The 23,114-nt window shown below is 63.3% G+C and carries 23 protein-coding genes; 1 reads left to right on the top strand and 22 read right to left on the bottom strand.

Annotated elements, in window-relative coordinates:
• Positions 1-28: 28 nt before the first annotated feature.
• The 13 genes from AC1DJW_RS02355 to AC1DJW_RS02295 all read right to left on the bottom strand — a co-directional run bounded on the left by AC1DJW_RS02355 (position 29) and on the right by AC1DJW_RS02295 (position 10,952).
• Positions 29-1,282 carry an alpha/beta hydrolase gene (locus AC1DJW_RS02355; RefSeq protein ID WP_284751218.1) on the bottom strand — a complete coding sequence of 418 codons (1,254 nt, stop codon included), beginning with the start codon at positions 1,280-1,282 and terminating at the stop codon, positions 29-31.
• A gap of 23 nt (positions 1,283-1,305) precedes the next feature.
• Entirely contained in the window at positions 1,306-1,737 is a 432-nt protein-coding gene (locus AC1DJW_RS02350) for a DUF2550 domain-containing protein (RefSeq protein WP_284751219.1), read from the bottom strand.
• 10 nt (positions 1,738-1,747) lie between these two features.
• A complete protein-coding gene (locus tag AC1DJW_RS02345) occupies positions 1,748-2,032 on the bottom strand; it encodes a F0F1 ATP synthase subunit epsilon (RefSeq protein WP_059387616.1) in 285 nt (94 codons plus the stop codon).
• 1 nt (position 2,033) lies between these two features.
• On the bottom strand, positions 2,034-3,488 hold the full coding sequence (atpD, locus tag AC1DJW_RS02340; protein ID WP_284751220.1) for a F0F1 ATP synthase subunit beta: 1,455 nt from the start codon (positions 3,486-3,488) through the stop codon (positions 2,034-2,036).
• An 86-nt stretch (positions 3,489-3,574) separates the two neighbouring features.
• Entirely contained in the window at positions 3,575-4,462 is an 888-nt protein-coding gene (locus tag AC1DJW_RS02335; protein ID WP_284751221.1) for a F0F1 ATP synthase subunit gamma, read from the bottom strand.
• 93 nt (positions 4,463-4,555) lie between these two features.
• The gene (gene atpA, locus AC1DJW_RS02330) at positions 4,556-6,193 is read right to left on the bottom strand and encodes a F0F1 ATP synthase subunit alpha (RefSeq protein ID WP_078108478.1); all 1,638 of its coding nucleotides are present in this window, start codon (positions 6,191-6,193) and stop codon (positions 4,556-4,558) included.
• A gap of 83 nt (positions 6,194-6,276) precedes the next feature.
• Positions 6,277-7,104: a F0F1 ATP synthase subunit delta gene (locus tag AC1DJW_RS02325; RefSeq protein ID WP_459341283.1), complete on the bottom strand. Its 828-nt coding sequence runs from the start codon at positions 7,102-7,104 to the stop codon at positions 6,277-6,279.
• Complete coding sequence (locus AC1DJW_RS02320) at positions 7,104-7,664, bottom strand: F0F1 ATP synthase subunit B (RefSeq protein ID WP_284751223.1); 561 nt, start codon at positions 7,662-7,664, stop codon at positions 7,104-7,106. The genes AC1DJW_RS02325 and AC1DJW_RS02320 overlap by 1 nt, the downstream gene beginning before the upstream one ends.
• Positions 7,665-7,718: 54 nt before the next feature.
• Positions 7,719-7,937 (bottom strand): ATP synthase F0 subunit C, encoded by a 219-nt coding sequence (gene atpE, locus AC1DJW_RS02315; protein WP_028264751.1) that lies wholly within the window; start codon positions 7,935-7,937, stop codon positions 7,719-7,721.
• A gap of 81 nt (positions 7,938-8,018) precedes the next feature.
• Entirely contained in the window at positions 8,019-8,819 is an 801-nt protein-coding gene (atpB, locus tag AC1DJW_RS02310; protein ID WP_284751224.1) for a F0F1 ATP synthase subunit A, read from the bottom strand.
• A gap of 81 nt (positions 8,820-8,900) precedes the next feature.
• On the bottom strand, positions 8,901-9,239 hold the full coding sequence (locus AC1DJW_RS02305; protein ID WP_390279036.1) for an AtpZ/AtpI family protein: 339 nt from the start codon (positions 9,237-9,239) through the stop codon (positions 8,901-8,903).
• Positions 9,226-9,714, bottom strand: a complete 489-nt coding sequence (locus tag AC1DJW_RS02300) for a hypothetical protein (RefSeq protein ID WP_476900611.1) — start codon at positions 9,712-9,714, stop codon at positions 9,226-9,228. The genes AC1DJW_RS02305 and AC1DJW_RS02300 overlap by 14 nt, the downstream gene beginning before the upstream one ends.
• 128 nt (positions 9,715-9,842) lie before the next feature.
• A complete protein-coding gene (locus AC1DJW_RS02295) occupies positions 9,843-10,952 on the bottom strand; it encodes an MraY family glycosyltransferase (protein ID WP_284751226.1) in 1,110 nt (369 codons plus the stop codon).
• A gap of 213 nt (positions 10,953-11,165) precedes the next feature.
• Between AC1DJW_RS02295 and AC1DJW_RS02290 the strand changes: the two genes are divergently transcribed.
• Positions 11,166-12,062 (top strand): glycosyltransferase, encoded by an 897-nt coding sequence (locus AC1DJW_RS02290; protein WP_476900610.1) that lies wholly within the window; start codon positions 11,166-11,168, stop codon positions 12,060-12,062.
• Here AC1DJW_RS02290 and AC1DJW_RS02285 read toward each other — a convergent pair.
• The 9 genes from AC1DJW_RS02285 to lysA form a co-directional block, all read right to left on the bottom strand.
• On the bottom strand, positions 12,059-12,856 hold the full coding sequence (locus tag AC1DJW_RS02285) for a WecB/TagA/CpsF family glycosyltransferase (protein ID WP_390279040.1): 798 nt from the start codon (positions 12,854-12,856) through the stop codon (positions 12,059-12,061). The genes AC1DJW_RS02290 and AC1DJW_RS02285 overlap by 4 nt on opposite strands.
• On the bottom strand, positions 12,853-13,659 hold the full coding sequence (locus AC1DJW_RS02280; protein WP_476900609.1) for an L-threonylcarbamoyladenylate synthase: 807 nt from the start codon (positions 13,657-13,659) through the stop codon (positions 12,853-12,855). Before AC1DJW_RS02280 ends, AC1DJW_RS02285 begins: the two co-directional genes overlap by 4 nt.
• 12 nt (positions 13,660-13,671) lie before the next feature.
• Entirely contained in the window at positions 13,672-14,544 is an 873-nt protein-coding gene (gene prmC, locus AC1DJW_RS02275) for a peptide chain release factor N(5)-glutamine methyltransferase (RefSeq protein ID WP_390279044.1), read from the bottom strand.
• Between the two features lie 18 nt (positions 14,545-14,562).
• A complete protein-coding gene (prfA, locus tag AC1DJW_RS02270) occupies positions 14,563-15,636 on the bottom strand; it encodes a peptide chain release factor 1 (protein WP_028264759.1) in 1,074 nt (357 codons plus the stop codon).
• Positions 15,637-15,813: 177 nt separating this feature from the next.
• The gene (gene rho, locus AC1DJW_RS02265; protein WP_476900608.1) at positions 15,814-17,934 is read right to left on the bottom strand and encodes a transcription termination factor Rho; all 2,121 of its coding nucleotides are present in this window, start codon (positions 17,932-17,934) and stop codon (positions 15,814-15,816) included.
• Between the two features lie 301 nt (positions 17,935-18,235).
• Positions 18,236-19,210 (bottom strand): homoserine kinase, encoded by a 975-nt coding sequence (gene thrB / locus AC1DJW_RS02260; protein ID WP_390279048.1) that lies wholly within the window; start codon positions 19,208-19,210, stop codon positions 18,236-18,238.
• Positions 19,211-19,212: 2 nt separating this feature from the next.
• Positions 19,213-20,319, bottom strand: a complete 1,107-nt coding sequence (thrC, locus tag AC1DJW_RS02255) for a threonine synthase (protein WP_284751234.1) — start codon at positions 20,317-20,319, stop codon at positions 19,213-19,215.
• Entirely contained in the window at positions 20,320-21,636 is a 1,317-nt protein-coding gene (locus tag AC1DJW_RS02250) for a homoserine dehydrogenase (protein WP_284751235.1), read from the bottom strand.
• Complete coding sequence (gene lysA / locus AC1DJW_RS02245) at positions 21,629-23,110, bottom strand: diaminopimelate decarboxylase (protein WP_284751236.1); 1,482 nt, start codon at positions 23,108-23,110, stop codon at positions 21,629-21,631. Before lysA ends, AC1DJW_RS02250 begins: the two co-directional genes overlap by 8 nt.
• Positions 23,111-23,114 lie beyond the last annotated feature (4 nt).

Genomic DNA, 23,114 nt, shown 5'->3' with positions numbered 1-23,114 from the left:
TCTCTGGACAATCGGGCTTCCTGGATACTCACTGAACGAGCCCCCAGCGGGGGGCCAGGAATTCCATTGCGGATGGAAGTTCTTGCACTGCCACTGCCCACGAGTGGCCGGCGCCGGCAACCGAAGCGTGCCTGATGTCGAACCCGGAGGTGCGGGCAGCTGCCGCCACCTCGGTGGAGTAACGGACGAATTCGCTGTCCGCGGCCCCGACCGCGAAGTAGCCTGCATGGCCGTCATAGCTCCGCTGTTTCATCAGGTTCAACGGTGTCAGGGCCTCGAAGGCCGCAGAGTCGCCGCCAAATGCAGTCTGGATGGTCCGCTGGCGATCAGGACCAAGCGAAGGTTCCCGCTCTCCCGAGAAGGCGATGAAGGAAGGGTAGATTTCAGGATGCAAAGCAGTCATCTGCACCGCACAGGTTGCACCGAAGGAAAACCCGCCGACAGCCCACTTCCTCGGGTCGGCGGAAACCTCGAGCGTCTGGTTGATCCAGCGCGGAACATCGATCGAGAGATACGTGTCGGCACGTGCGATAAGGCTATCCATGCACATGGTGTTTGCGGTATCGGAACCGTTTGGATCGACCACCACGACGACGGGCGCCACGCCTCCGTGCCGGGCGGCGAAGGTGTTCATGGTCGGCTCAAGCAGGCCGCCGGTCAGCCAATCGGCGGGACGTCCGGGCTGGCCGGCAAAGAGAACCAGTACGGGTAGTTGGCTGCGATCGGCGGCCAGGTAAGCCGGCGGCAGGTAAATGAAAGCGTCCTGGGCCTTGAAACCCGATTCAATCCCTGGAATCGATGCCCTCCGGACTATTCCCCCGCTAGGCGCTGACACCGGCAGGATTCCGGAAACACCCCTTTTGAACCCCTCCTCAAGCTCCGGGATCCGCCCCACGTTGTGGCCGAAGAGATCAGCCGCCGTGTGGTTGAGCCCGAAGTAGCTGTTGATCTGAAGCGCGGAGAGGAGCAGCACGGAGACGCACGAGACCCCTGCGGCGCTCCTGCCGCGCCACGACGAACCAGGGAGCCTGGCAAGGAAGAGGGCGAACGCAGAGAAGGCAACGGTCGACCAAATGAGGACATCGACGGGAAGGTCCTCCGGGAACACGGTGAGGACGTTGACTAGGAGCCAGTGGATGACTGCGACAACTCCACTCGCCACCGCAAGCGAGACAACTATGGAAAGTAACCAGCGCCGGTCCCGCCGCAGGAGGAGGAAGGCACTCCCGGCAATTCCGGCACCAAGGACGGTCCAGTAAAAGGGACCGTCAACAAGTCTCATGTTGAATAGGAAGTCCACTGTCCTCAGCGCCAGGTGCCGACGCCCACCACTGGGCCGGCCTCCAGCCAGGACGACAGCCCGGCGTAGGCATCAAATCTCATTGCCAGCATGAACCGCTGGCCTTCATGCTGCAGTTCGACTACCACGACGTCGGGTTGGAGCCTCGTCAGCTCTTCCTCCGTTGGCTTCCGGCGGCCAAGGAGCTCCAAAGAGCTGCGGCGGAAGCTATGTTTCGGACGGAAGCTGAGGGACAGCAGGCGGAACCACTCAAGCTCCGAGTCCTGATAACGACAAACCCCCATCCGCCAGCTGTTTCCAGCCGTGCAAATGGAGGCGTCGACCGTGCCGAGGGCGCGCCGCAAATTGAAGCGGCGCACCCCGACGAGGCACAGTGTAAAGATCAGCAACGCAAACGCCGTTGCCAAGGCGATGAACGGAATAGCAGAATCGTCCATCAAGGTCTTGCTATCGGATCCCCGCAGTAGCTGAATCGCCCAACTGGGCGTTGTCAGCGACGATCACCACGCGGTTGTTGTCGACGGAGAAGAATCCGCCGTCCACAACTACTGCAAGGCGGTCTCCGGTAACCGGCTCGATGGCCAGCTCGCCCGCGGCCAGAATGGCGAGGAGCGGCGAGTGGCCGGGCAGGATCCCGATTTCACCATCGCTGGTGCGGGCCTTGACCATCTTGGCCGCACCGGACCACACGAAGTGGTCCGCTGCGACAATCTCAACCTCGAGCTCAGCCATACTACTTGGTCTGTTCCTGGATCTTGGCCCACTGGCGCTCGACGTCATCCAGGCCACCGACGTTGAAGAACGCCTGCTCTGCGATGTGGTCCAGCTCGCCGTCGCAAATCGCCGTGAAGCCTTCCACGGTGTCCTTGATGGACACGGTGGAGCCTTCGACGCCGGTGAACTGCTTGGCGGTGTAGGTGTTCTGGGACAGGAACTGCTGGATGCGGCGTGCACGCGACACGACGATCTTGTCTTCTTCGGACAGTTCGTCAACGCCGAGGATGGCGATGATGTCCTGGAGTTCCTTGTTCTTCTGCAGGATCTGCTTCACACGGACAGCCGTGTTGTAGTGGTCCTTGCCGATGTACTGCGGGTCCAGGATGCGGGACGTCGACGTCAGCGGGTCAACGGCCGGGTACAGACCACGGGAGGCGATTTCACGGGAAAGTTCCGTGGTCGCGTCGAGGTGTGCGAAGGTCGTTGCCGGAGCCGGGTCGGTGTAGTCATCAGCAGGCACGTAGATGGCCTGCATCGACGTGATCGAGTGGCCCTTGGTCGAGGTGATGCGCTCCTGCAGGAGGCCCATCTCGTCGGCGAGGTTCGGCTGGTAGCCAACAGCGGACGGCATACGGCCGAGCAGCGTGGAGACCTCGGAACCGGCCTGGGTGAAGCGGAAGATGTTGTCGATGAAGAGCAGCACGTCCTGGTTCTGCACATCGCGGAAGTACTCCGCCATGGTCAGGGCGGACAGTGCCACGCGCAGACGCGTTCCCGGCGGCTCGTCCATCTGGCCGAATACAAGGGCGGTGTCCTTGAGGACGCCTGCCTCTTCCATTTCAACCCAGAGGTCGTTGCCTTCACGAGTACGCTCGCCGACACCGGCGAATACCGAAGTACCACCGAAGTTGCGGGCAACACGGGTGATCATTTCCTGGATCAGAACGGTCTTGCCGACACCGGCGCCACCGAACAGACCGATCTTTCCACCCTTGATGTACGGGGTGAGGAGGTCGATGACCTTGATGCCGGTCTCGAGCATCTCCGTGGAGCCCTCGAGGGACGCGAAGGCCGGGGCCTTGCGGTGGATCGGCCAGTAAGCGTCCGCGTTGATCTCGGACTCGTCGACGTCCAGCGGCTTGCCGAGAACGTTGAAGATGTGGCCCTTGACGCCGTCGCCGACAGGCACGGAGATCGGGGAGCCGGAGTCCCGCACGGAGGTGCCGCGGACGAGTCCGTCGGTGGCCTGCAGGGAGATGGCACGGACAAGGTTGTCACCCAGGTGCTGGGAGGTCTCGAACGTGATGGTCTTGGTCTCACCGTTGAGGGTTACCTCGGTGGTGAGTGCGTTGTAGATCGACGGGATTGCGTCAGCCGGAAATTCGACGTCGACAACCGGGCCGATGACGCGGGCAATGCGGCCGGTGGCGCCGGCCGTTGCGGCTGCGTGCTCGGTAGCGGTGGCAGTCATCTCTCTCACTTCACTCAGTAGATGGCGTGGGGTTAAGTTTATCTATTTGGTGCAGGTGTGGCTTGCGCCGAACCATGCACCGGCAACTACGCGCTCAGGGCGTCGGCGCCGGCCACGATTTCGGAAAGCTCCTGCGTGATCTCAGCCTGGCGGGCCGTGTTGCGCAGACGCGTGTACTTCTTGATCAGTTCGGTCGCGTTGTCGCCTGCCGACTTCATGGCGCGCTGGCGGGCTGCGAGCTCGGAAGCTGCTGCCTGCAGCATTGCTGCGAAGATGCGGGACTCGATGTAACGCGGCAGCAGTGCGTCAAGCACCTGCTCCGATTCCGGTTCGAACTCGTACAGCGGCAGAAGCTCGGACTCGGTGACAGCCTGCTCTTCGACTTCAAGCGGCAGCAGACGGACAACCGTGGGCTCCTGCGTCACCATCGACTTGAAGCGGGTGTAAACGACGTGGATCTCGTCCACGCCACCCTCAGCGAAGTCGTTGGCGAACTCTTCGAGAAGAGCGGCGCCGACTTCCTTGGCAGTCTCGAATTCCGGTGCGTCCGTTCCGCCGGTCCACACGCGGGAGTACGGACGGCTGCGGAAGTCGAAGTATGCCTGGGCCTTGCGGCCAACCAGGTAGGTCTTGACTTCCTTGCCTTCTGCACGGAGAAGCTCGTTGAGACCTTCGGCCTTCTTGAGCACGCTTGCGGAGTAAGAACCAGCCAGGCCACGGTCCGAGGTGATAACCAGGACGGCGGCACGGCGGATCTGCTCCGGCTCGGTGACTAGCGGGTGATCGATTTCGCTCTGGCTTGCGACAGCAGAAACAGCACGGGTAATCGCGTTTGCGTAGGGCGTCGAAGCTGCAACGCGGGCGCGGGCCTTACCGATGCGCGAGGTAGCGATCAGTTCCATCGCCTTGAAGATCTTGCGCATCGACGTCGTCGAGCTGATCTTCTGGCGGTAGACCCGGATCTGGGCTCCCATACATTTCCTTTCCTAAGATCCCGATGGATCAGCGGCTAAGGCTTTGGCGAAGGCCCCGGGCCTGCGGATACCGCAGGCCCGGGAACCAATGCTCTAGCGCTTCTGCTTGACGATCTTTTCCTGGTCGACTTCGCCACCGGAAATCGCTTCGTGCTCTTCGTGGCCGGCACCAACCAAGCGGTTGTCGCCTTCTCCGAAGAAGCCCTTCTTGAAGTCGATGATCGAGGACTTCAGCGCTTCAGCGGTGTCATCATCCAGGACGTTGGTCTGCGCCAGCGTGGTCAGGATGGAGGACTTGTGCTTGAGGTGCTCCAGGAACTCGGACTCGAAACGGCTGACATCCTCAACCGGGACATCGTCCAAGTAGCCCTTCGTACCGGCCCAGATGGAAACGACCTGGTCCTCGACCGGGAACGGCGAGTACTGGCCCTGCTTGAGCAGTTCCATCAGGCGGGCACCACGGGTCAGCTGCTGGCGTGAAGCAGCGTCGAGGTCGGACGCGAACATCGCGAACGCCTGCATGTCGCGGTACTGCGCCAGGTCCAGCTTCAAGGTACCGGAGACCTTCTTCATGGACTTGACCTGTGCCGCACCACCAACGCGGGACACGGATACACCGACGTCAACAGCGGGGCGCTGGTTGGCGTTGAAGAGGTCCGACTGCAGGAAGATCTGGCCATCGGTGATGGAGATAACGTTGGTCGGAATGTAGGCCGAGACGTCGTTTGCCTTGGTTTCGACGATCGGAAGACCGGTCATCGAGCCTGCGCCCAGCTCGTCGGAGAGCTTGGCGCAACGCTCCAGCAGACGGGAGTGCAAGTAGAAAACGTCACCCGGGTACGCTTCGCGTCCCGGCGGGCGGCGGAGCAGCAGGGACACTGCACGGTAGGCTTCAGCCTGCTTCGACAGATCGTCGAAGATCACCAGTACGTGCTTGCCGCCGTACATCCAGTGCTGGCCGATGGCCGAGCCCGCGTACGGAGCCAAGTACTTGAAGCCGGCGGGGTCCGATGCCGGAGAAGCCACGATGGTGGTGTATTCCAGCGCGCCATGGTCTTCCAAGGTCTGGCGGACAGCGGCGATGGTGGAAGCCTTCTGGCCGACGCCGACGTAAACGCAGCGTACCTGCTTGGTGACATCGCCCGAAGCCCAGTTGGCCTTCTGGTTGATGATCGTGTCCACGGCGATGGCGGTCTTGCCGGTCTGGCGGTCACCGATGATCAGCTGACGCTGGCCACGGCCGATCGGGATCATGGCGTCGATAGCCTTGAGACCGGTCTGCATGGGCTCGTGGACCGACTTACGCTGGGTCACGCCCGGGGCCTGGAGTTCCAGTGCACGGGTGGTCTCGGCCTTGATCTCGCCGAGGTCATCGATCGGTTGGCCCAGCGGGTCAACCACGCGGCCCAGGAAGGCGTCGCCTACCGGGACGGACAGGATTTCACCGGTGCGGTGGACTTCCTGGCCTTCTTCGATGCCGGTAAAGTCACCGAGGATGATGACGCCGATCTCACGGACGTCGAGGTTCTGGGCCAAGCCCAGGGTGCCGTCTTCGAAGCGAAGCAGCTCGTTCGCCATGACCGAGGGAAGGCCCTCAACACGGGCGATGCCGTCACTTGCGGCGGTCACGCGGCCGACCTCTACGCGCTCTGCGTTTCCGGGTTCGTAGGACGCCGCGAACTCGTTCAACGCATTACGGACGTCGTCGGCGTTGATGGTCAATTCGGCCATCTGCAGTCCCTGCTCTCCTGTTTTCGTGATCATCGCTGCTCACGATGACCGGTGTTTGTATCAGTTAAGTTGTGCTTGTCTGGCTAGCCAGCGAGTTGCCGGCGGAGTTCGGACAGGCGGGCTACGACGGAAGCGTCAAGCACTTCGTCTGCCACCTGGACCCGGATTCCACCGATCAGAGTCGGATCAACGCTGACGTTGACTTTCAGCTCGCGGCCATAGAGGGCATCAAGCCCGGCCTGCAGGCGGCTGGCCTGCGCATCCGTCAACGGACGGGTGACGCGGACAGTTGCGATCCAGCGCTGCTGGCGCTTGGCTGCAAGCTTTGCGAAGTTGTCGATGAGCTTGCTCGGCTTGACGCCGCGCGGCTGCGACACGGCCTGGCCGATGAGAAGCTGGGCCTCCGGGCTTGCGCCAGGAACCAACTTCTCCGCCAGGGTGATCTTGGCCGCAGCACTTGCCTGCGACTCTCCCAGAGCACGTTGTACCTCGTGGCTGGAAGCAACGGTCTGGTTGAAAGCAAACAGATCGTTTTCCAGCTCTTCCAGCCCCGTGATTCCGGAGGCAGAAACGGCCGACTTGTTTTCAGCCACGGCGATGACCACCGTGGCGGCAAGAGTCTCGAGTGCATCGCCGATATCGCGTGCCGATGCCCAGCGTGAGCTGGCCAATCCACTCGCGATTTCCGCAGCATCAGCGGAGACTTTCCCGCCAACCAGCTGCTTGACCAGCGCCGACTTTTCTTCTCCGCTGCGGGAGGGGTCAGTCAGGGCGCGGCGCAAGCCAGCCGAGCTGTCCACCGTTCCCAGGATTCCGAAGAGGTCCTTAGCCAACTGCAGCGAGGCCGTCGGAAGCATGGCTTCCAACTGCTCCAGCGCTTTGGTCAGCGATTCGCTCGATACACCTGCCATTACTTAGCTGCACCTGCGCTCTGGGTCTCCAGATCTGCGAGGAAGCGGTCCACCACGCGGGCGGCACGCTCGTCATCGCTGAGCGATTCGCCAACGATGCGCTCTGCCAAAGTCGTGGCCAGGGTGCCCACCTCGGAACGCAGGGCGACAACAGCTGCCTGGCGCTCCGATTCGATCTGGGCGTGTGCCTGCTCGGTGATGCGTGCCGACTCGGCTGCTGCCTTGGTCTTCAGCTCCGCGAGGATCTGGGCTCCTTCAGCTCGAGCTTCTTCGCGGATGCGGTTAGCCTCGGCGCGGGCGTCGTGGAGCTGCTGCTTGTACTCTTCGAGAGCTGCAGAAGCTTCAGCCTGGGCCTTTTCAGCCTTGGCAATGCCACCCTCAATCGCCTCTGCGCGCTCCGCGAAGGTCTTCTCGAACATCGGGACAACAAACTTGACCACGATGTACAAGAGGACCGCGAAGCCGGCGAAGACGACGCCCATTTCCCACGGGTTGGGAAGGAGCGGATTAGCCGACTCGGCGGCGCCTTGAGCGGCGGCTGAGATGATCTGCTGATTCATTTTTCACCCGTCCTTATCTACTCGGTTCTGAATGTTCGCTTGGTTCTTAGCTGTTTACTTGAGAACGAAAGCGAAGACCAGGCCGAGGATGGCGAGGGCTTCGGTAAGTGCCAGACCAAGGAACGCGATCGGCTGGAGCACGCGCTGGGCTTCCGGCTGACGTGCAACACCGTTGATGTAAGCAGCAAATACGAGACCCACACCGATACCACCGCCGATGGCGGAGAGACCGTAGCCAATGAGGTTAAGGGAGCCGTTGATGTCGCCGTTCATTGTATTCCTTTCAAGATGCCGCAGTCGCGGCAGGTTGTTTGGTTTGCTTCAACCCCCGAGGGGGAAGATTAAGGGTTGTGCCTAGTGGCTGTCGGCGTGGAGTGCGCCTTCGATGTAGATCGCAGTCAGAAGGGTGAAGACGTATGCCTGCAGCACCATGATCAGGGCTTCGAGCATGTACATGGCGATGGCACCTGCGAGGACCAGCACCGATGCGCCCTTGAGGAGGACGTTTTCCTGCATGACAAGGAACTCGATACCCGAGCCGGCGATCATGACAATGAGGTGTCCGGCCATCATGGTGGCGAAGAGACGGAGGCTGTGCGTCACCGGCCGGACCAGGAAGTTCGAGATGATTTCGATCGGTACGACGATCGGCAGGATGAACCACGGGACGCCCGAGGGAACCGTGGCCAGCTTGAAGTACTTCAAGCCGTTCTTCTTGATGCCGATGCCGATCCAGGTGACGTATACAACCGCGGCCAGCACGTAGGCCCCGCCGACGTGCGAGAAGCTCGGGAGCTGGATCACGGGAATGGCGCCGTAGATGTTGTTCACCAGGATGAAGAAGAACAAGGTGAACAGGAGCGGTACGTACTTCATGAAGTCGCGGCCGCCGATAATGTCCTTGGCGATGCTGTTGCGGACGAAGCCGTAGGCCATCTCGCCCGCGAACTGCAACTTGCCGGGGACCAACTGCTGCTTGCGTGCAGCAGCGATGAAGAATGAAGCGATAAGGACGACCGACAGGATCACCAGCAACATCTGCTTGGAGAAGCCATCGCTCGCACCCCACGGCAGGATAGCCGGCAGGTGCATTTGGTCGATTCCGGGAGGAGTGAAGGTCCCTGAATCCTGGGCCGGGAGCGCAAGCGCGATCAACGCGTTTCCTCTCTGCAGTGTCCATCATTGGGCGTTGTTGAGGATCCGGCCGCGTTTCCTGCAGCCATTTCCCGTGTGAAATTATTTGGCATTACTGTCCCCGTCGTGGGGCGGACCGCTGTCTGCTTTGCTCTCACCAGATGAAGACCGCTGACTGGTAAGGCCATGCATGTGGGAAAGATAGAACCCCCCTGCGGCTCCGAGCAGAGCGCCAACGAGCACAATCCAGCGAGTCCCCCACAGAATATCCAGACCCCAGCCTATCAAACTCCAGACTATGATTCCGCCAACAATGTAGCTAAAGACGGCAATTCCGGCGTTGTATCCGCCGTCGCTTCCGTCGCTCGCTTGCTCAGTGGAATCGCCGGGTTTTGCGGCATGGGGTGTGACGGAGGGTCGCTTGTTCCTAGGAGTGAACATCGTCGCCTCCCTTGCCTGCTGCGGGGCCGTTGTAGATCTGCAGCCGGGCCTTACTGAAGCCATAGATTTCGGCGGCTTGCCACGAGACAACCGCGACGACGGCGCCTATCACGAACCAGCGTCCGTGCAGCCATGCGGGGGCGCCTAAGACGAAAAGCACCACCGCGAAACCGACGACCTTGACAAAGTAGCTGGCAACAAAAAGGCCGACCGCGCCGGAAGGATTATCCCGGCCGACAAAATGGCCGATCAAGAGGCTGATGGCAAAAAAGACCATGACCAGTGCCCCGCCGAATGCGGCAGAAAGCACTCCTACGCCACCGTTCATGACCGCCGCGACAACCGACGTTGCAGCGAGAGCCACCACTGCCGCCGTCGAGCTGAGGAAAAGAAGCCGCAGCCAGAGCGAAGAAGTGGAGCGTGAGGCAGCAACGCCGCTCGAGTCGGACTGCTGTCCGCCGGCGTTGGAGGTCATGGGGATGCCAATCGTCGTGGCAAAAATGCCAAAGTCTCAAAAAGGGTGGGTGCGCGGGCGAGTGACTGTCCGCCCTAAAATTCTACATGAGATAGAACTGTGATGTTAACGCCCTTGTCACACACCATCTACTGGGCTTCGCGCCCTTTTCGGGCAAAGTACGGCCACGCTGTCACTCCGGCCATGATCAGGGCGGCCACGATGTCCACGGTGAGGACCATCTGCCAAGGGAAGATGGCAAACGCCAGGCCTCCAAACGCCAGAATGCAGGTCCACACGTACATCATGAGCACCGCCGTTCGGTGGGTGTGGCCGAGCTCGATGAGCTTGTGGTGCAAGTGTCCTCGGTCAGCCGACCAGGGCGATTGGCCACGTGCTGTACGCCGCAACACCGCAAGGCCGAGGTCCAGCAACGGTAGCGACAGAATCGCGAACGGCAACAGAATGGGAACGATGGTGGGAATACCATTCGCGCGGTCGTAAAGACCTGAACTGATCTGGCCCGTGGACACCACGCCGGCCGAGGCCATCACGAGGCCCAAAAGCATGGCGCCCGAGTCGCCCATGAAGATTTTGGCCGGGAACCAGTTGTGCGGCAGGAATCCGATGCAACAACCCACAATGATGGCCATCAGCAGCGCCGCCAGATCCGAGCGGTCCGTGAGTGTTGCATTGCGGTGGACCCAATACGCCGTCAGGAAGAACGCAACCCCGCCAATCGCGGCGACGCCTGCCGCCAGGCCATCGAGTCCATCGATGAAATTGACGGCGTTCATGGTGGTCACGATGAGGAGGGCGGTCAAGACGATCCGCAGCGGTTCCGCATCAATCCGTATGGGCTCCGGAACAAAGGGAAGGACGGACATCTGCACCCCCCAGACTGCGACGATCGTAGCGGCCGTGCATTGGCCGATCAGCTTAACCCACCAGCGGATGTCCATCACGTCGTCGGCGACACCCACCGCGACAATCACAAGGGCACCTGCCAGGATTCCCCACGGCGCACCGTTCCCGTGGAAGATGTCCTTCACGAAGAACGAATTGCTGGCCACGACGAGGGCCACGGCGAAGCCCGCGAAGAGTCCTAGGCCACCGAGTCGGGAAATTGGCACCGAGTGCATGTCCCGGCTGCGGATAGGGGCGAAAAGCCGGAGTTTGTTACCCATCTGGCGGGCTACCCACGTAGCGAGATACGACACGACGGCAGCCGTGAGCATCATGAGCGAATACATGATCACGTGGCGGCTCCTGTTGGCGGTGGTGGTGGATTTTGTCCCTGGCGACTAGCTGCCGGCACAACACCTGCAACACCTCTGCGCACCGCCGAATATTGCTGTACTACAGTTGGACTCTGTCAAGATACTAGCGGCTACGGCGGCTTTGCTCCGTTTCACGCGCCCCTAGGGCGAGCCGGGAGGACCCTCCCCGCAACTGCCCGGAAGGAACCCTACATGACTGTCTCCGTTGCCGTAGCGGCTGTGACCTTTGACCGCCCCGGAGAGCTAGCAGTCCTGCTCGACGCTATCAACAAACAATCGATGCCCGTGGACACCATTTGCCTCGTGGACAGCGGAACCACCCCTTCGCGGGAGCTTGCGTCAAGCCATCCAAAGGTGGACTACGTCCGCTCGGAGGCGAATCTGGGCGGGGCGGGCGGCTTCGCCCTTGCGATCCTCAAGGCGGTGGCCAGCGGCGCCGAATGGGTGTGGATCATGGACGATGACGCCGAACCCGGCGATCCCAAATGCCTCGAAACCCTGGTCCGCGAAGCGGAGGCCCGTAGACTCGATGCCGTCGTCCCGCTCGTCGTCGCGCCCGGACACCCGGACAAGCTCTCCTTCTTCTTCCGGATTGACGGCAAGGTGACCCACGACCGCGCCGAAGTCGAGAAGGCGGGGTTCCTGCCCGACGTCGGGCACTTCTTCAACGGTGCGCTCATCCGTTCCAATGTCTTCTTCAAAGTGGGAGTGCCGGATATCCGGCTGTTCATCCGGGGCGACGAGGTGGACTTCATGATCCGCCTCCGGAAAGCGGGAATCCGCTTTGGTACGGTCGCGACGGCGTGGATCAGCCACCCGCATGCGTTTTCCGAGACAAAGCATGTCTTCGGCGCGCGCTGGCACGTGATCGTGCCGGATTCAGCGTTCAAGCGCTACTTCTACTACCGCAACCGGGGCTATTTGATCCGCCGCTACCGGCGCGGCAAGTCGATGGTGGCCGACGTCGGAGGCTACTTGGGCTATTTCCTCCCCCGTGGTGACTTCCGCGGGCTCGCGGAGTGGTTCCGGGCATTCTCCGCCGGTTTGCGGGACAAGGGCTTCGGCCCGTTGGAGGATCAGAAGTTCTAGCGGTCCGCCGGGCGCGGCGTGCTTTTCCTGCCGGCGAGCCGACGGCGCACAAGCAGGCCGAGGAGCACCCACGGCTCGCCGAAGACCCTGTAAGCGACGCGTCCCGGATGCAGGACGAGCCGCCAGGCCCATTCGAGCCCGAGGCGGCCCAGCCAGCGTGGAGCGAGCTTCTGGAGGCCAGCCAGCTGCTCGATAGCCCCTCCGACGGTGCAGTAGACGGCGGGTGGAAGCTCATCCAGGCGACGGTGCAGCACCGATTCCTGCAACGGCATTCCAAGGCCAAGAAGCACCAGCTGGGGACGGAATTCCGCCAGCCAAGCAACGGTGGCCGCTTCGCTGGCATCGTTCCAATTCTCACCGGGCCGTCCGGAGACCTCGGCGCCGGGCACGATTTCGCGAAGGCGTTCCACCGTCTTGCCGTTGGCCTCGGGGCCGGCGCCGACGACGGCGATCCGGCGTAGTCCTTCGACGCCGCCGAGCGCCGGCACCCAGTCCGTGGATCCCAAACGGTATTCCATCAACCCCGCGCCATCGTCCCGCGGACCTCCGCGGCGTCCAAGCCCCCAGAGCATTGCGACCGGCGCACCATCCATGAGCACCACATCGCTGCGTTCATAGAGATGCCGGAAGTCGGAACTCGAATGAAACAACGTGACGCTGTGCAGATTGTGTCCGAGGACAACCTTGGTAGTGCCGTCCGAAACGTACCCGCTGATGGCTTCTATAAGTTGCTCGGCGCACAGGGCGGTGACGTCTACGTCCAGTAGTGGGACACGGTCCCGGACCAGGCTCATTCGGCCCTGGTCTCCGTGTGGACAACGGTCTCGCCCGGTATCGGGGCCTCGCCGGGAGCAAGAGCCTCGCCGGGAGCAAGAGCCTCGTCGGGAGCAGGAGCCTCGTCGGCGACGGGGGCCTCCGACGCTGGCTCAGGCTCGGCTTCCCCGAGGGCCAGCACTCCGGGAACAACCTCGCGAAGTCGTTCCAGGGAAATGGCACCATCGCGAACCACACGGAGTGGCACGGTGGTGGCGTCAACAATCGTGGATGCCACCGGCTCGGTTCCCTCGAGGGGCCGGAACCCACCCTCAAGGTATACCTCGACCGATTCAGCAAGCTGGGTCCTCGCCTCGGCGGCTGTCTGCGCGGCCGGTTGACCGGTGCGATTAGCCGAGGACACTGCCAGTGGGCCGGTGCGGTTGAGCAGTTCAAGCGCAATATCGTCGTCGGGCATCCGCAGGGCCACGGTTCCGCGGGTCTCCCCCAGGTCCCAATCCAAGGACGGCTGGGCATGGAAGATGAGCGTCAGGCCGCCGGGCCAAAAGGTATCTGCCAGCTTGCGGGCATCTTCCGATACATCAGTTGCCAGCCCGTCCAGCGCAGTGGGCCGCGGGATCAGCACCGGGGGCGGCATATGGCGGCCGCGGCCCTTGGAGACAAGCAGCATGGTCACGGCTTGCGGCGAGAACGCGTCGGCGGCAATGCCGTAGACGGTGTCCGTCGGCATGACGACACACTTTTTCTCGCTGATGGCGCGCTGCGCATGCTCCAGGCCTTCGGCGCGTTGTTCCTCTGACGTGCAGTTGTAGCTTGTGGTCACAGCGCTATTCTTTCATTTCCCGGAGGCAGCGATTGCCAACACTGCGCTCGTGGCACGTTCCTTGCCGTTGAGATCGAGGTGGGTAGTGACCTGCGTCCAGCAGCCTGCAGCCTTCAGGTGTTCGGAAATCCACCCTGCCTGCACCTCCGCGTGCTCCATCACGAAGAACCCGCCGCTCTTGAGGAGGCGGGCAGCCGAGGCGGCAGCCGCCGTCGGAAGCTCCATTCCGTCCGCTCCCCCGCCGTACAATGCCTCCGGCGGATCGTGCAGTGCCACTTCGGGTTCGTTCGGAATGGCTTCAGCCGGAATGTACGGCGGATTGGAAACGACGACGTCGAACGTTCCGTCGTGTTCGGGCAAGGCATTGCGGAGGTCGCCCTGCACGAGCTTCACACCGAGTGGCTTCAGGTTCTTGGTGGCCCAGGCATGGGCGAAGGTGCTGAATTCGACGGCGTGGACCTCGGCCCCGGGCACTTCGTGGGCGATCGAAGCTGCAATGGCGCCGGAGCCTGTGCCAAGATCAACCACTTTGGGGTGCTGGAGTCCCTGGAGGTGGTCGATGACAAGCTGGACCACCGATTCCGTTTCCGGCCTCGGAATGAACACCCCCGGGCCGACAGCCAGCGTGAGGTATCGGAAGTGCGCGACGCCGGTAATGTGCTGGAGCGGAACGCGCTGTGCGCGCTCGGCCACCAAATCCGCGTAGCCTTCCGGGGCCTCGGAATCGCCTAGCAGCATGGCCCGCAGTCGGCCGAGGCCGACACCCAGGAGGTGTTCCGCGAGGAGTTCAGCGTCCACTCGCGGAGTGGGGACTCCGGCGTCGGACAGGACGGCTGTTGCCTCGCGGACGGCGTCGGCGAGGCTTTGGCCCGGAAAGAACGTCATGAAGATCCTTGCAGGCTGTTACTCGCCCAGGGCATCCAGGCGCGACTGTTCATCCATTTCGATGGCCGATTGGATGACCGGCTCCAGGTCGCCGTTCATGACGGCGTCGAGGTTGTAGGCCTTGTAACCGGTACGGTGGTCGGCAATCCGGTTTTCCGGGAAGTTGTACGTGCGGATGCGCTCCGAACGGTCCATGGTGCGGATCTGCGACTTGCGCTGGGCCGAGTTCTCGGCGTCGATCTGCTCCTGCTGGTGTGCCAGGATACGGGCACGAAGGACGCGCATGCCGGCTTCACGGTTCTGGAGCTGGGATTTTTCGTTCTGCATGGCCACCACGATGCCCGTAGGGAGGTGGGTAATGCGGACCGCCGAGTCCGTGGTGTTGACGGACTGGCCGCCAGGACCCGAGGACCTGTAGACGTCGATCTTGAGGTCGTTCTGGTTGATTTCGAGCTCTTCGGGCTCATCCACTTCCGGGAGCACCAGCACACCGGCTGCGGAAGTGTGGATGCGGCCCTGCGACTCCGTGACGGGAACACGCTGGACGCGGTGCACGCCGCCTTCGAACTTCAAGCGGGCATACACGCCTTCTGCGGGATCGTTCGAGTTGCCCTTGACGGCCATCTGGACGTCCTTGTAGCCGCCCAGGTCCGATTCCGTGGCCGAGATGAGTTCGGTCTTCCAGCCGCGGGACTCGGCGTAACGCATGTACATCCGCAGCAGGTCTCCGGCGAACAAGGCAGCTTCGTCGCCGCCTTCGCCGCCCTTGACCTCGAGGATGACGTTGCGGGCGTCGTCTGGATCGCGCGGAATCAGCAGCCTGCGCAACTTCTCCTGCGCTGCCGGAAGCTTCGCCTCGATTTCGTCGACCTCGGCGGCAAATTCGGCGTCCTCGGAAGCCATTTCCTTGGCCGCTTCAAGATCGTCCATGAGCCCGCGCCAACGGTTGTACGCCTCAACGATGCCCTGCAACTGGGCAGACCGCCGGCCCAGCTTGCGGGCCAAAGCCTGGTCGGCATAAACAGCAGGATCACTCAACTGCGCCTGGATAGCAGCATGCTCATCAAGCAATCCCTGTACGGACTCAAACATTTTCAGAACCTCTTTCGACTTCTACAAGTCTAATAACTGCAACGCGGGGTCACTTACGGCCCATGCCGAGGGCCAAGATGGGCCGTATCTGACCCCGCGTTGCAACGGGAAGGGGCGGGGCGGAACATCCGCGCGGCACCAACCGCACGAACGAACCAGCGCCCGCCCCTAAAACAGCTACTTGTCGTTATCCGACTTGGCTCCAAGAGTCGTCTTCTGTACCTGCATGAGGAACTCGACGTTGCTCCCGGTCTCCCGGATCTTGTTGGTCAGGAGTTCAAGGCTCTGCTGGGTCTCGAGTCCGGACAGGACACGGCGCAGCTTCCACATGATCTTGACCTCTTCGGCCGAAAGCAGGTTCTCTTCGCGACGGGTACCCGAAGCGTTGACGTCCACGGCCGGGAAGATGCGCTTGTCCGCCAGCTGGCGGGACAGGCGGAGCTCCATGTTGCCCGTGCCCTTGAACTCTTCGAAGATGACTTCGTCCATCTTGGAACCGGTCTCCACGAGCGCGGTTGCCAGGATGGTGAGCGAGCCACCGTTCTCGATGTTGCGCGCAGCACCGAAGAAGCGCTTCGGCGGGTAGAGCGCAGCAGAGTCGACACCACCGGACAGGATGCGGCCGGAGGCCGGTGCTGCCAGGTTGTAGGCGCGACCCAGGCGGGTCATGGAGTCCAGGAGGACCACCACGTCCATGCCCATTTCCACGAGGCGCTTGGCGCGTTCGATGGAAAGCTCGGCAACCGTGGTGTGGTCATCGGCGGGACGGTCGAAGGTGGAGGCAATGACCTCGCCCTTGACGGTGCGCTGCATGTCCGTGACTTCTTCGGGACGTTCGTCAACCAGCACCATCATGAGGTGGACCTCAGGGTTGTTGGTGGTGATCGCGTTGGCGATGGACTGCAGGATGAGCGTCTTGCCTGCCTTGGGCGGGGAGACGATCAGGCCGCGCTGGCCCTTGCCAATCGGGGCCACGAGGTCGATGACGCGCGGGCCGATCTTCTTGGGATCCGTTTCGAGGCGCAGGCGCTCCGAGGGGTAGAGCGGGACGAGCTTGGCGAATTCAACGCGGTCCTTGAGCTCTTCCGGCGTCTTGCCGTTGACCGACGTGACACGGACGAGCGCATTGAACTTCTGGCGCGCGGACTGCTGGTTGCGGTCCTCGCCGTCACGTGGGGCGCGGATTGCGCCGACCACGGCGTCGCCCTTGCGCAGGTTGTACTTCTTGACCTGGGCGAGGGACACGTACACGTCGTTGGCGCCGGGCAGGTACCCCGAGGTGCGGATGAACGCGTAGTTCTCCAGTACGTCCAGGATGCCGGCGACCGGCAGCAGGACGTCGTCCTCGGTGACCTCGACGTCGTCGACGTCCGGGCCTTGGCCACGGCCGCGGCGGCGTTCGTTGCGGTCGCGGAAGCGGTCGCTGCGGGTGTTTCCATCACGGTTGTCACGGTTGTCCTGAGGACCCGGACGATCGTTGCGGTCGCGGCGGTTGCGACGATTGCGGCGGTTGCCGGCGTCATCGCCTTCGGTAGTGTCTTCGCGACGCGTACGGGTGTTGTCGCGGCGTTCGCGCTGGGCGGGTTCGCCGGCCTCGACCGAGGCCTGCTCGCCCTGGCGCGGCTGTGCCTGGCGCTGCTCGGGCTGGCGCTGCTCCGTCTGGCGCTGCTCGGGCTGGCGCTGCTCGGCCTGACGCTGTTCTGCGCGGGGCTGTTCGGCCTGGGGCTGCTCCGGCGCGCGGGTCTCGGCGACTTCACCGGTCTCCACAGGAGCAACGGCCTCGCCACGACGACGGTTCCGCGTGCGCGGCTGGCGGCGTTCGCCGGCCGCCTCGCTTGCTTCGGCGGCGGGAGCGGCAGGAGCCTCGACGGCGACGGCGGGAGCCTCCGCGGTTTCCGCGGCGGCAGGAGTGGCAACAACGCCGTCGCTGGTGGCGCGGCGGCTTCGGCCACGGCCACGTGCCCGGGTGCCTTCCTGCGCGGGAGCTTCGGTGGACGCTGCGGCAGGTGCGGCAGCGGTCTCAGCTTCCGGAGCTGCGGGCGCGGCCTTTGTTGCTACGGCCTTGGCCCCGGTGGGAGCCTTGCTGGTGGTTGCGCCGGCACGGTGGGCTGAAATGGCCGAGACCAAGTCCCCCTTGCGCATCCGGGATCCGCCCGAAATGCCCAGCTGACTGGCGAGAGCCTGGAGCTGCGCGAGCTTGAGGCCTGCAAGGCCGCTGCTCTTAGCGGTTGCGGCCGTTGATTCAGCTGCAGAAGATGTGGTGTCCACAGCTGAAGCCAGCTCAGTGGTTTCTGTCACGAAGGATCCTTCCCCCTCGACGGCGTCCAGACCTAGAGCTGGACGCGATGATTTGTTCTGGACTGCAGTTCAGATCTGCAGCCGTGATTTCGGTCTTGCCGGTTTAGTTTCAGCAGGGCCGGATACTAATACGTCTTCGATGCTCCGGCGGGCGGGGCGCGGGCTGACGGTTCGGGTAACAGAAAGGGTTCTGTGGCACCTGCGACAGGCCGATAAGGAGACGACACCGGCAGACTTCGACACAGTAGGAGACGGGAACGGCGTTAAGCCGGGATCCAATGTCAGGGAACTGCCCGCGGTTCTACCGCCGGTGCAAGTCCACTCTAGCACCTTCAACGTCCACTGCCAGTGTCATCACGCGCCAAGCCACGTCCGGAGTGTTGTCCGCAGTGAACGCAATGATCATTTCGGCAATCGCCTCGGCCTCGTCCGCGCCGTTGGCCAATGCGAGAACTGTGGGTCCTGCTCCCGAAACGACGGCTGCATGGCCCGAAGACCGCAGTGCCTTGATCAACGCCGCACTTGGCCGCATTGCCTCTGCACGGTAGCTCTGGTGCAGGTAGTCCTCGGTTCCGGGAAGCAGGAAACGGGGGTCGGCCGTCAATGCGTGGATCAGGAGCGCGGCGCGTCCTGAGTTCATGGCCGCTGCGTGGTGGCCGATGGAAGCCGGCAGCAAGCCGCGTGCGGTTTCGGTGGACAGTTCGTAGTCAGGCACGGCGACGATCGGGATGACCGACGGGACCACTTCTGCGCGGGTGCTGCTGTACTGCTCGCTGTCCTGCCACGACAAGGCCAGTCCGCCGAAAATCGCGGGTGCGACGTTGTCCGGGTGACCTTCCATCTCGCTCGTGAGTTGCAGAATCCATTCGCGGTCGCGCTGTGCGGATTCGGGCACCAAGGCGTTGGCCGCGGTCACGGCCGCAACCACTGCCGAGGCCGAGGAGCCAAGCCCGCGGCCGTGCGGGTTGACGTTGTCCGCAGTGATCTTGAGGCCGCTGTGCCGGAAACCGAGGCGCTCCAAAGCCGTGCTGAGGGCACGCACGACGAGGTGACTCGCATCGCGGGGAAGGGTATCGGCTCCCTCACCGGAGAGCTCGAACTCAAGCTCTCCGGTGGTGAGAGTTTCGACGGTCAGGGTGTCGTAGATCGACAATGCCAGGCCCAGGCTGTCATAGCCGGGGCCCAGGTTGGCGCTGGTGCCCGGGACCCTGACGGTCAGCTGCTGGCCTGCCGCGACGAGCTTAAGACCGGTCGCGGTGGGCTGCGTGGTTTCCACTCTTAGTTTTCTTCCAGTCCCAGTTCGGATGCCACGGTCACGACGTCGTTCGGCACCTTGACCGGCTGGACCTCGCTGCCGTCTTCGGTGCGGAGGGCCCACTGCGGGTCTTTGAGTCCGTGTCCGGTGACCGTGATGACGATCGTCTTGCCGGCGGGAACCTCGCCTGCGGCGTGCTTCTTGATGAGACCGGCAACGCCTGCCGCGGAACCGGGTTCCACGAAGACGCCTTCCTTGGCGGAGAGCCAGCGGTGGGCATCGAGGATTTCCTCGTCAGTTACGGCGTCGATGAATCCGCCGGATTCGTCACGTGCCGCGATGGCCGTGTCCCAGGACGCCGGGTTGCCGATGCGGATGGCCGTCGCGATCGTGTCCGGTTCGGTGATGGGGTGGCCTGCCACGAACGGTGCGGCGCCTGCTGCCTGGAATCCCCACATGGCCGGCGTCTTGGTGGAGACGGCGGGAAGGGTGCCCGCGGTTGCCGACTCGAAGGGCGCGGAATACTCCTTGTAGCCCTTCCAGTACGCGCTAATGTTGCCCGCGTTGCCCACCGGCAGGACGTGGATGTCCGGGGCGTCTCCGAGGGCGTCGACGATTTCGAAGGCACCCGTCTTCTGGCCCTGGATACGCGCCGGGTTGACGGAGTTCACAAGGAACACCGGGTAGGACTCGCCGAGTTTGCGGGCAATGTCCAGGCAGTTGTCGAAGTTGCCGTCCACCTGCAGGAGCGTGGCGCCGTGCGCGATGGCCTGGCTGAGCTTGCCCATGGAGATCTTGCCTTCGGGAACCAGCACGGCACACTTGAGCCCGGCGGCCGTGGCGTAGGCTGCTGCCGAGGCCGAAGTGTTGCCCGTGGAGGCGCAGACAACCGCCTTGGCGCCCGCTTCGACAGCTGCCGTCATGGCCATCGTCATACCGCGGTCCTTGAATGAACCGGTCGGGTTCATGCCCTCCACCTTCAGGTACACGGTGGATCCGGTGAGTTCGGAGAGCTTCTGCGCGTGGACGAGCGGGGTTCCGCCCTCGCCGAGGGTAATGACCTTCGTGGCTTCAGTTACGGGCAAACGATCAGCGTATTCGCGGATTACTCCGCGCCATTGGTGAGCCACTTAGACCCCTTCTACCCGCAGGACGGATGTCACAGAATTGATGACGTCCAGGCCCTTGACGGCCTCGACGGTTGCCGCGAGTGCGGCTTCGGATGCGCGGTGGGTGACGATCTTCAGTTCGGCCGACTCAACATTCGAGGCGGCATCGCGGTGGATCGTCTGGCGCATGATTTCGATCGATACGCCGTTCTCCGCAAAGATGTGGGTGATCCGGGCCAGCACGCCGGCCTGGTCGGCGACGTCGAGCCCGATGTAGTAGCTCGTGGTCGAGGCATCGATCGACAGCGCGGGCACGTAACCGGTGGTGGTCTCGGTACGACCGGGACCACCAAGCACCACACGGCGGGCCGCCGAAACGAGGTCGCCCAGGACGGCAGACGCCGTCGGGGTTCCGCCGGCGCCCTGGCCGTAGAACATCAGCTGGCCCGCGTTCTCGGCTTCGATGAAGACGGCGTTGAACGCACCGCGAACGGCTGCGAGCGGGTGTTCGCGGGGCAGGAGGGTGGGGTGGACGCGGACTGAAATGCCGCCGTCGCCGTTTGCGTTGGTGATCTTCTCGGCGATGGCAAGCAGCTTGATGACGAAGCCGGCTTCCTTCGCGGCGGCAATGTCGGCTGCGCTGACCTTCGTGATGCCTTCGCAGTAGACGTCTTCGAGGGCGAAGCGCGTGTGGAAGGACAACGACGCCAGGATGGCGGCCTTCGCCGCGGCGTCATGGCCTTCGACGTCGGCAGTCGGGTCGGCTTCCGCGTATCCAAGCCGCTGGGCCTCGGCCAGCGCGTCGGCGAACTGTGCACCGGTGCTGTCCATTTGGTCGAGGATGAAGTTGGTGGTGCCGTTGACAATGCCCAGGACCCGGGTGATGCGGTCGCCGGAGAGGCTGTCGCGGATGGGACGCAGGATCGGAATGGCTCCGGCGACGGCGGCCTCATACGAGAGCTGGACGCCGGCCTTGTCAGCCTCCTCGTAGAGGGTCGGGCCGTCCTGTGCCAGGAGCGCCTTGTTGCCGGTCACGACGCAGGCGCCGTTCTGCATGGCGGTCAGTATGAGCGAACGGGCCGGCTCGATGCCGCCCATGAGCTCGATCACCAGATCGGCGTCCTTGACCAGGGTGTCGGCGTCTGTGGTGAACAGATCGCGCGGCAGTTCGACGTCGCGCTCTGAATCAAGGTTTCGCACGGCGATGCCGGACAGCTGCAAGCGCGCGCCGGTGCGGGCCGCAAGGGCGTCGGCGTCGTCAAGGAGAATCCGCGCTACCTGGGCTCCCACGTTGCCACAGCCCAGCAGGGCCACCTTCAGGGTTCGCACTTCAGACATTCGCCACTCCCATGTCGCGGTTCAAGAGATCTTCTTCGGTTTCCCCGCGGACGATCAGCCGGGCGGATCCATTGCGCACAGCGACAACGCCAGGCCTGGCCAGATAGTTGTAGTTGCTTGAGAGGGCCCAGCAGTAAGCGCCGGTTCCCGGTACAGCGAGCAGATCACCGGCTGCCACGTCTTCGGGCAGATATACATCTCTAACAACTATGTCGCCGCTCTCGCAATGTTTGCCCACTACTCGGGACAGTTGCGGGGCAGCGTCCGAGCTCCGCGAGGCGAGAACGGCCGAATAATCCGCGTCGTACAGCACCGGACGGGGGTTGTCGCTCATGCCACCGTCCACCGACACATAGCGACGCGGGAACGTAACGTTTTGGTTGCCACCGGCATCTACAGGCGCTTCTGCAGGCGCGTCCACGCGGACCGTTTTCAGCGTCCCGACCTCGTACAAGGTGAAGGTGCTGGTGCCCACGATTGCACGGCCCGGTTCGATCGAAATGCGCGGCGGGGTGATGCCCAGTTCAGCGCACTTCGAGCGTACGACGGCGGCCATCGCCTGCGCGATTTCGGCCGGCGGGCGGGGGGTGTCCACCGGTGTGTAGGCGATGCCGTAGCCACCGCCCAGGTCCAGTTCCGGCAAGGCGATGGAGTACTTCGCTTGCATCGCGGCGAGGAATCCCAGAAGCTTCTCGGCTGCCAAGGCGAAGCCGTCAGGCTCGAAGATCTGGGAACCGATATGGCAGTGCAGGCCCAGGAGTTCCACATTGGAATACGAGGTGGCCGCAGCGACGGCTTCCTCCGCGGCCGAGAGGCCGGCGGACTCCGTGGAATCCCCGGCCATGGAGAGCCCGAATTTTTGGTCCTCGTGGGCCGTGGCGATGAATTCGTGCGTGTGGGCGTGGACACCGGGAGTCAGCCGCAGCATGACCTTCGCCGTCTCGCCGCGTCCGGAGGCGATCTTTGCAACCCGCTCAAGCTCGTCGAGGCTGTCCACCACGATGCGGCCGAGCTTCATGTCCAGTGCGCGGTTGATCTCGGCGTCGGACTTGTTGTTGCCGTGCAGCCCCAAATTGGCGCCGTCGATGCCGGCGCGGGCCGCGACGGCGAGTTCGCCGCCGGAGCAGGTGTCCAGGCGCAGGCCCTCCTCGGCCACCCAACTGGCCACGGCAGTACACAAGAAGGACTTTCCGGCGTAGTAGACGTCCACTCCCCCGCAGATGTCCTCGAAAGCTGCGTCAAAGGCATCCTTGAAGGAGCGGGCGCGGGCACGGAAATCACCCTCGCTCATGACGAACAGCGGTGTGCCGAACTGTGCCTTGAGCTCACTGACGGGAACCCCGTCAATGGCGAGCTGGCCGTCGTCGTTCCTCTGAACTCCTTCGGCCCACATCGGTGCGTGAAGCGCGTTCGTGTCCTCCGGCAGGGCGAGCCATTCGGGGGCAAGGGGCGAGGCTGCGGCGTTGTTTTGCACCCTG

Source organism: Arthrobacter sp. 05L417 (assembly GCF_056397865.1).
Note: the sequence above shows the minus strand (reverse complement) of the source record. Positions and strands in the feature narration are given on the sequence as shown.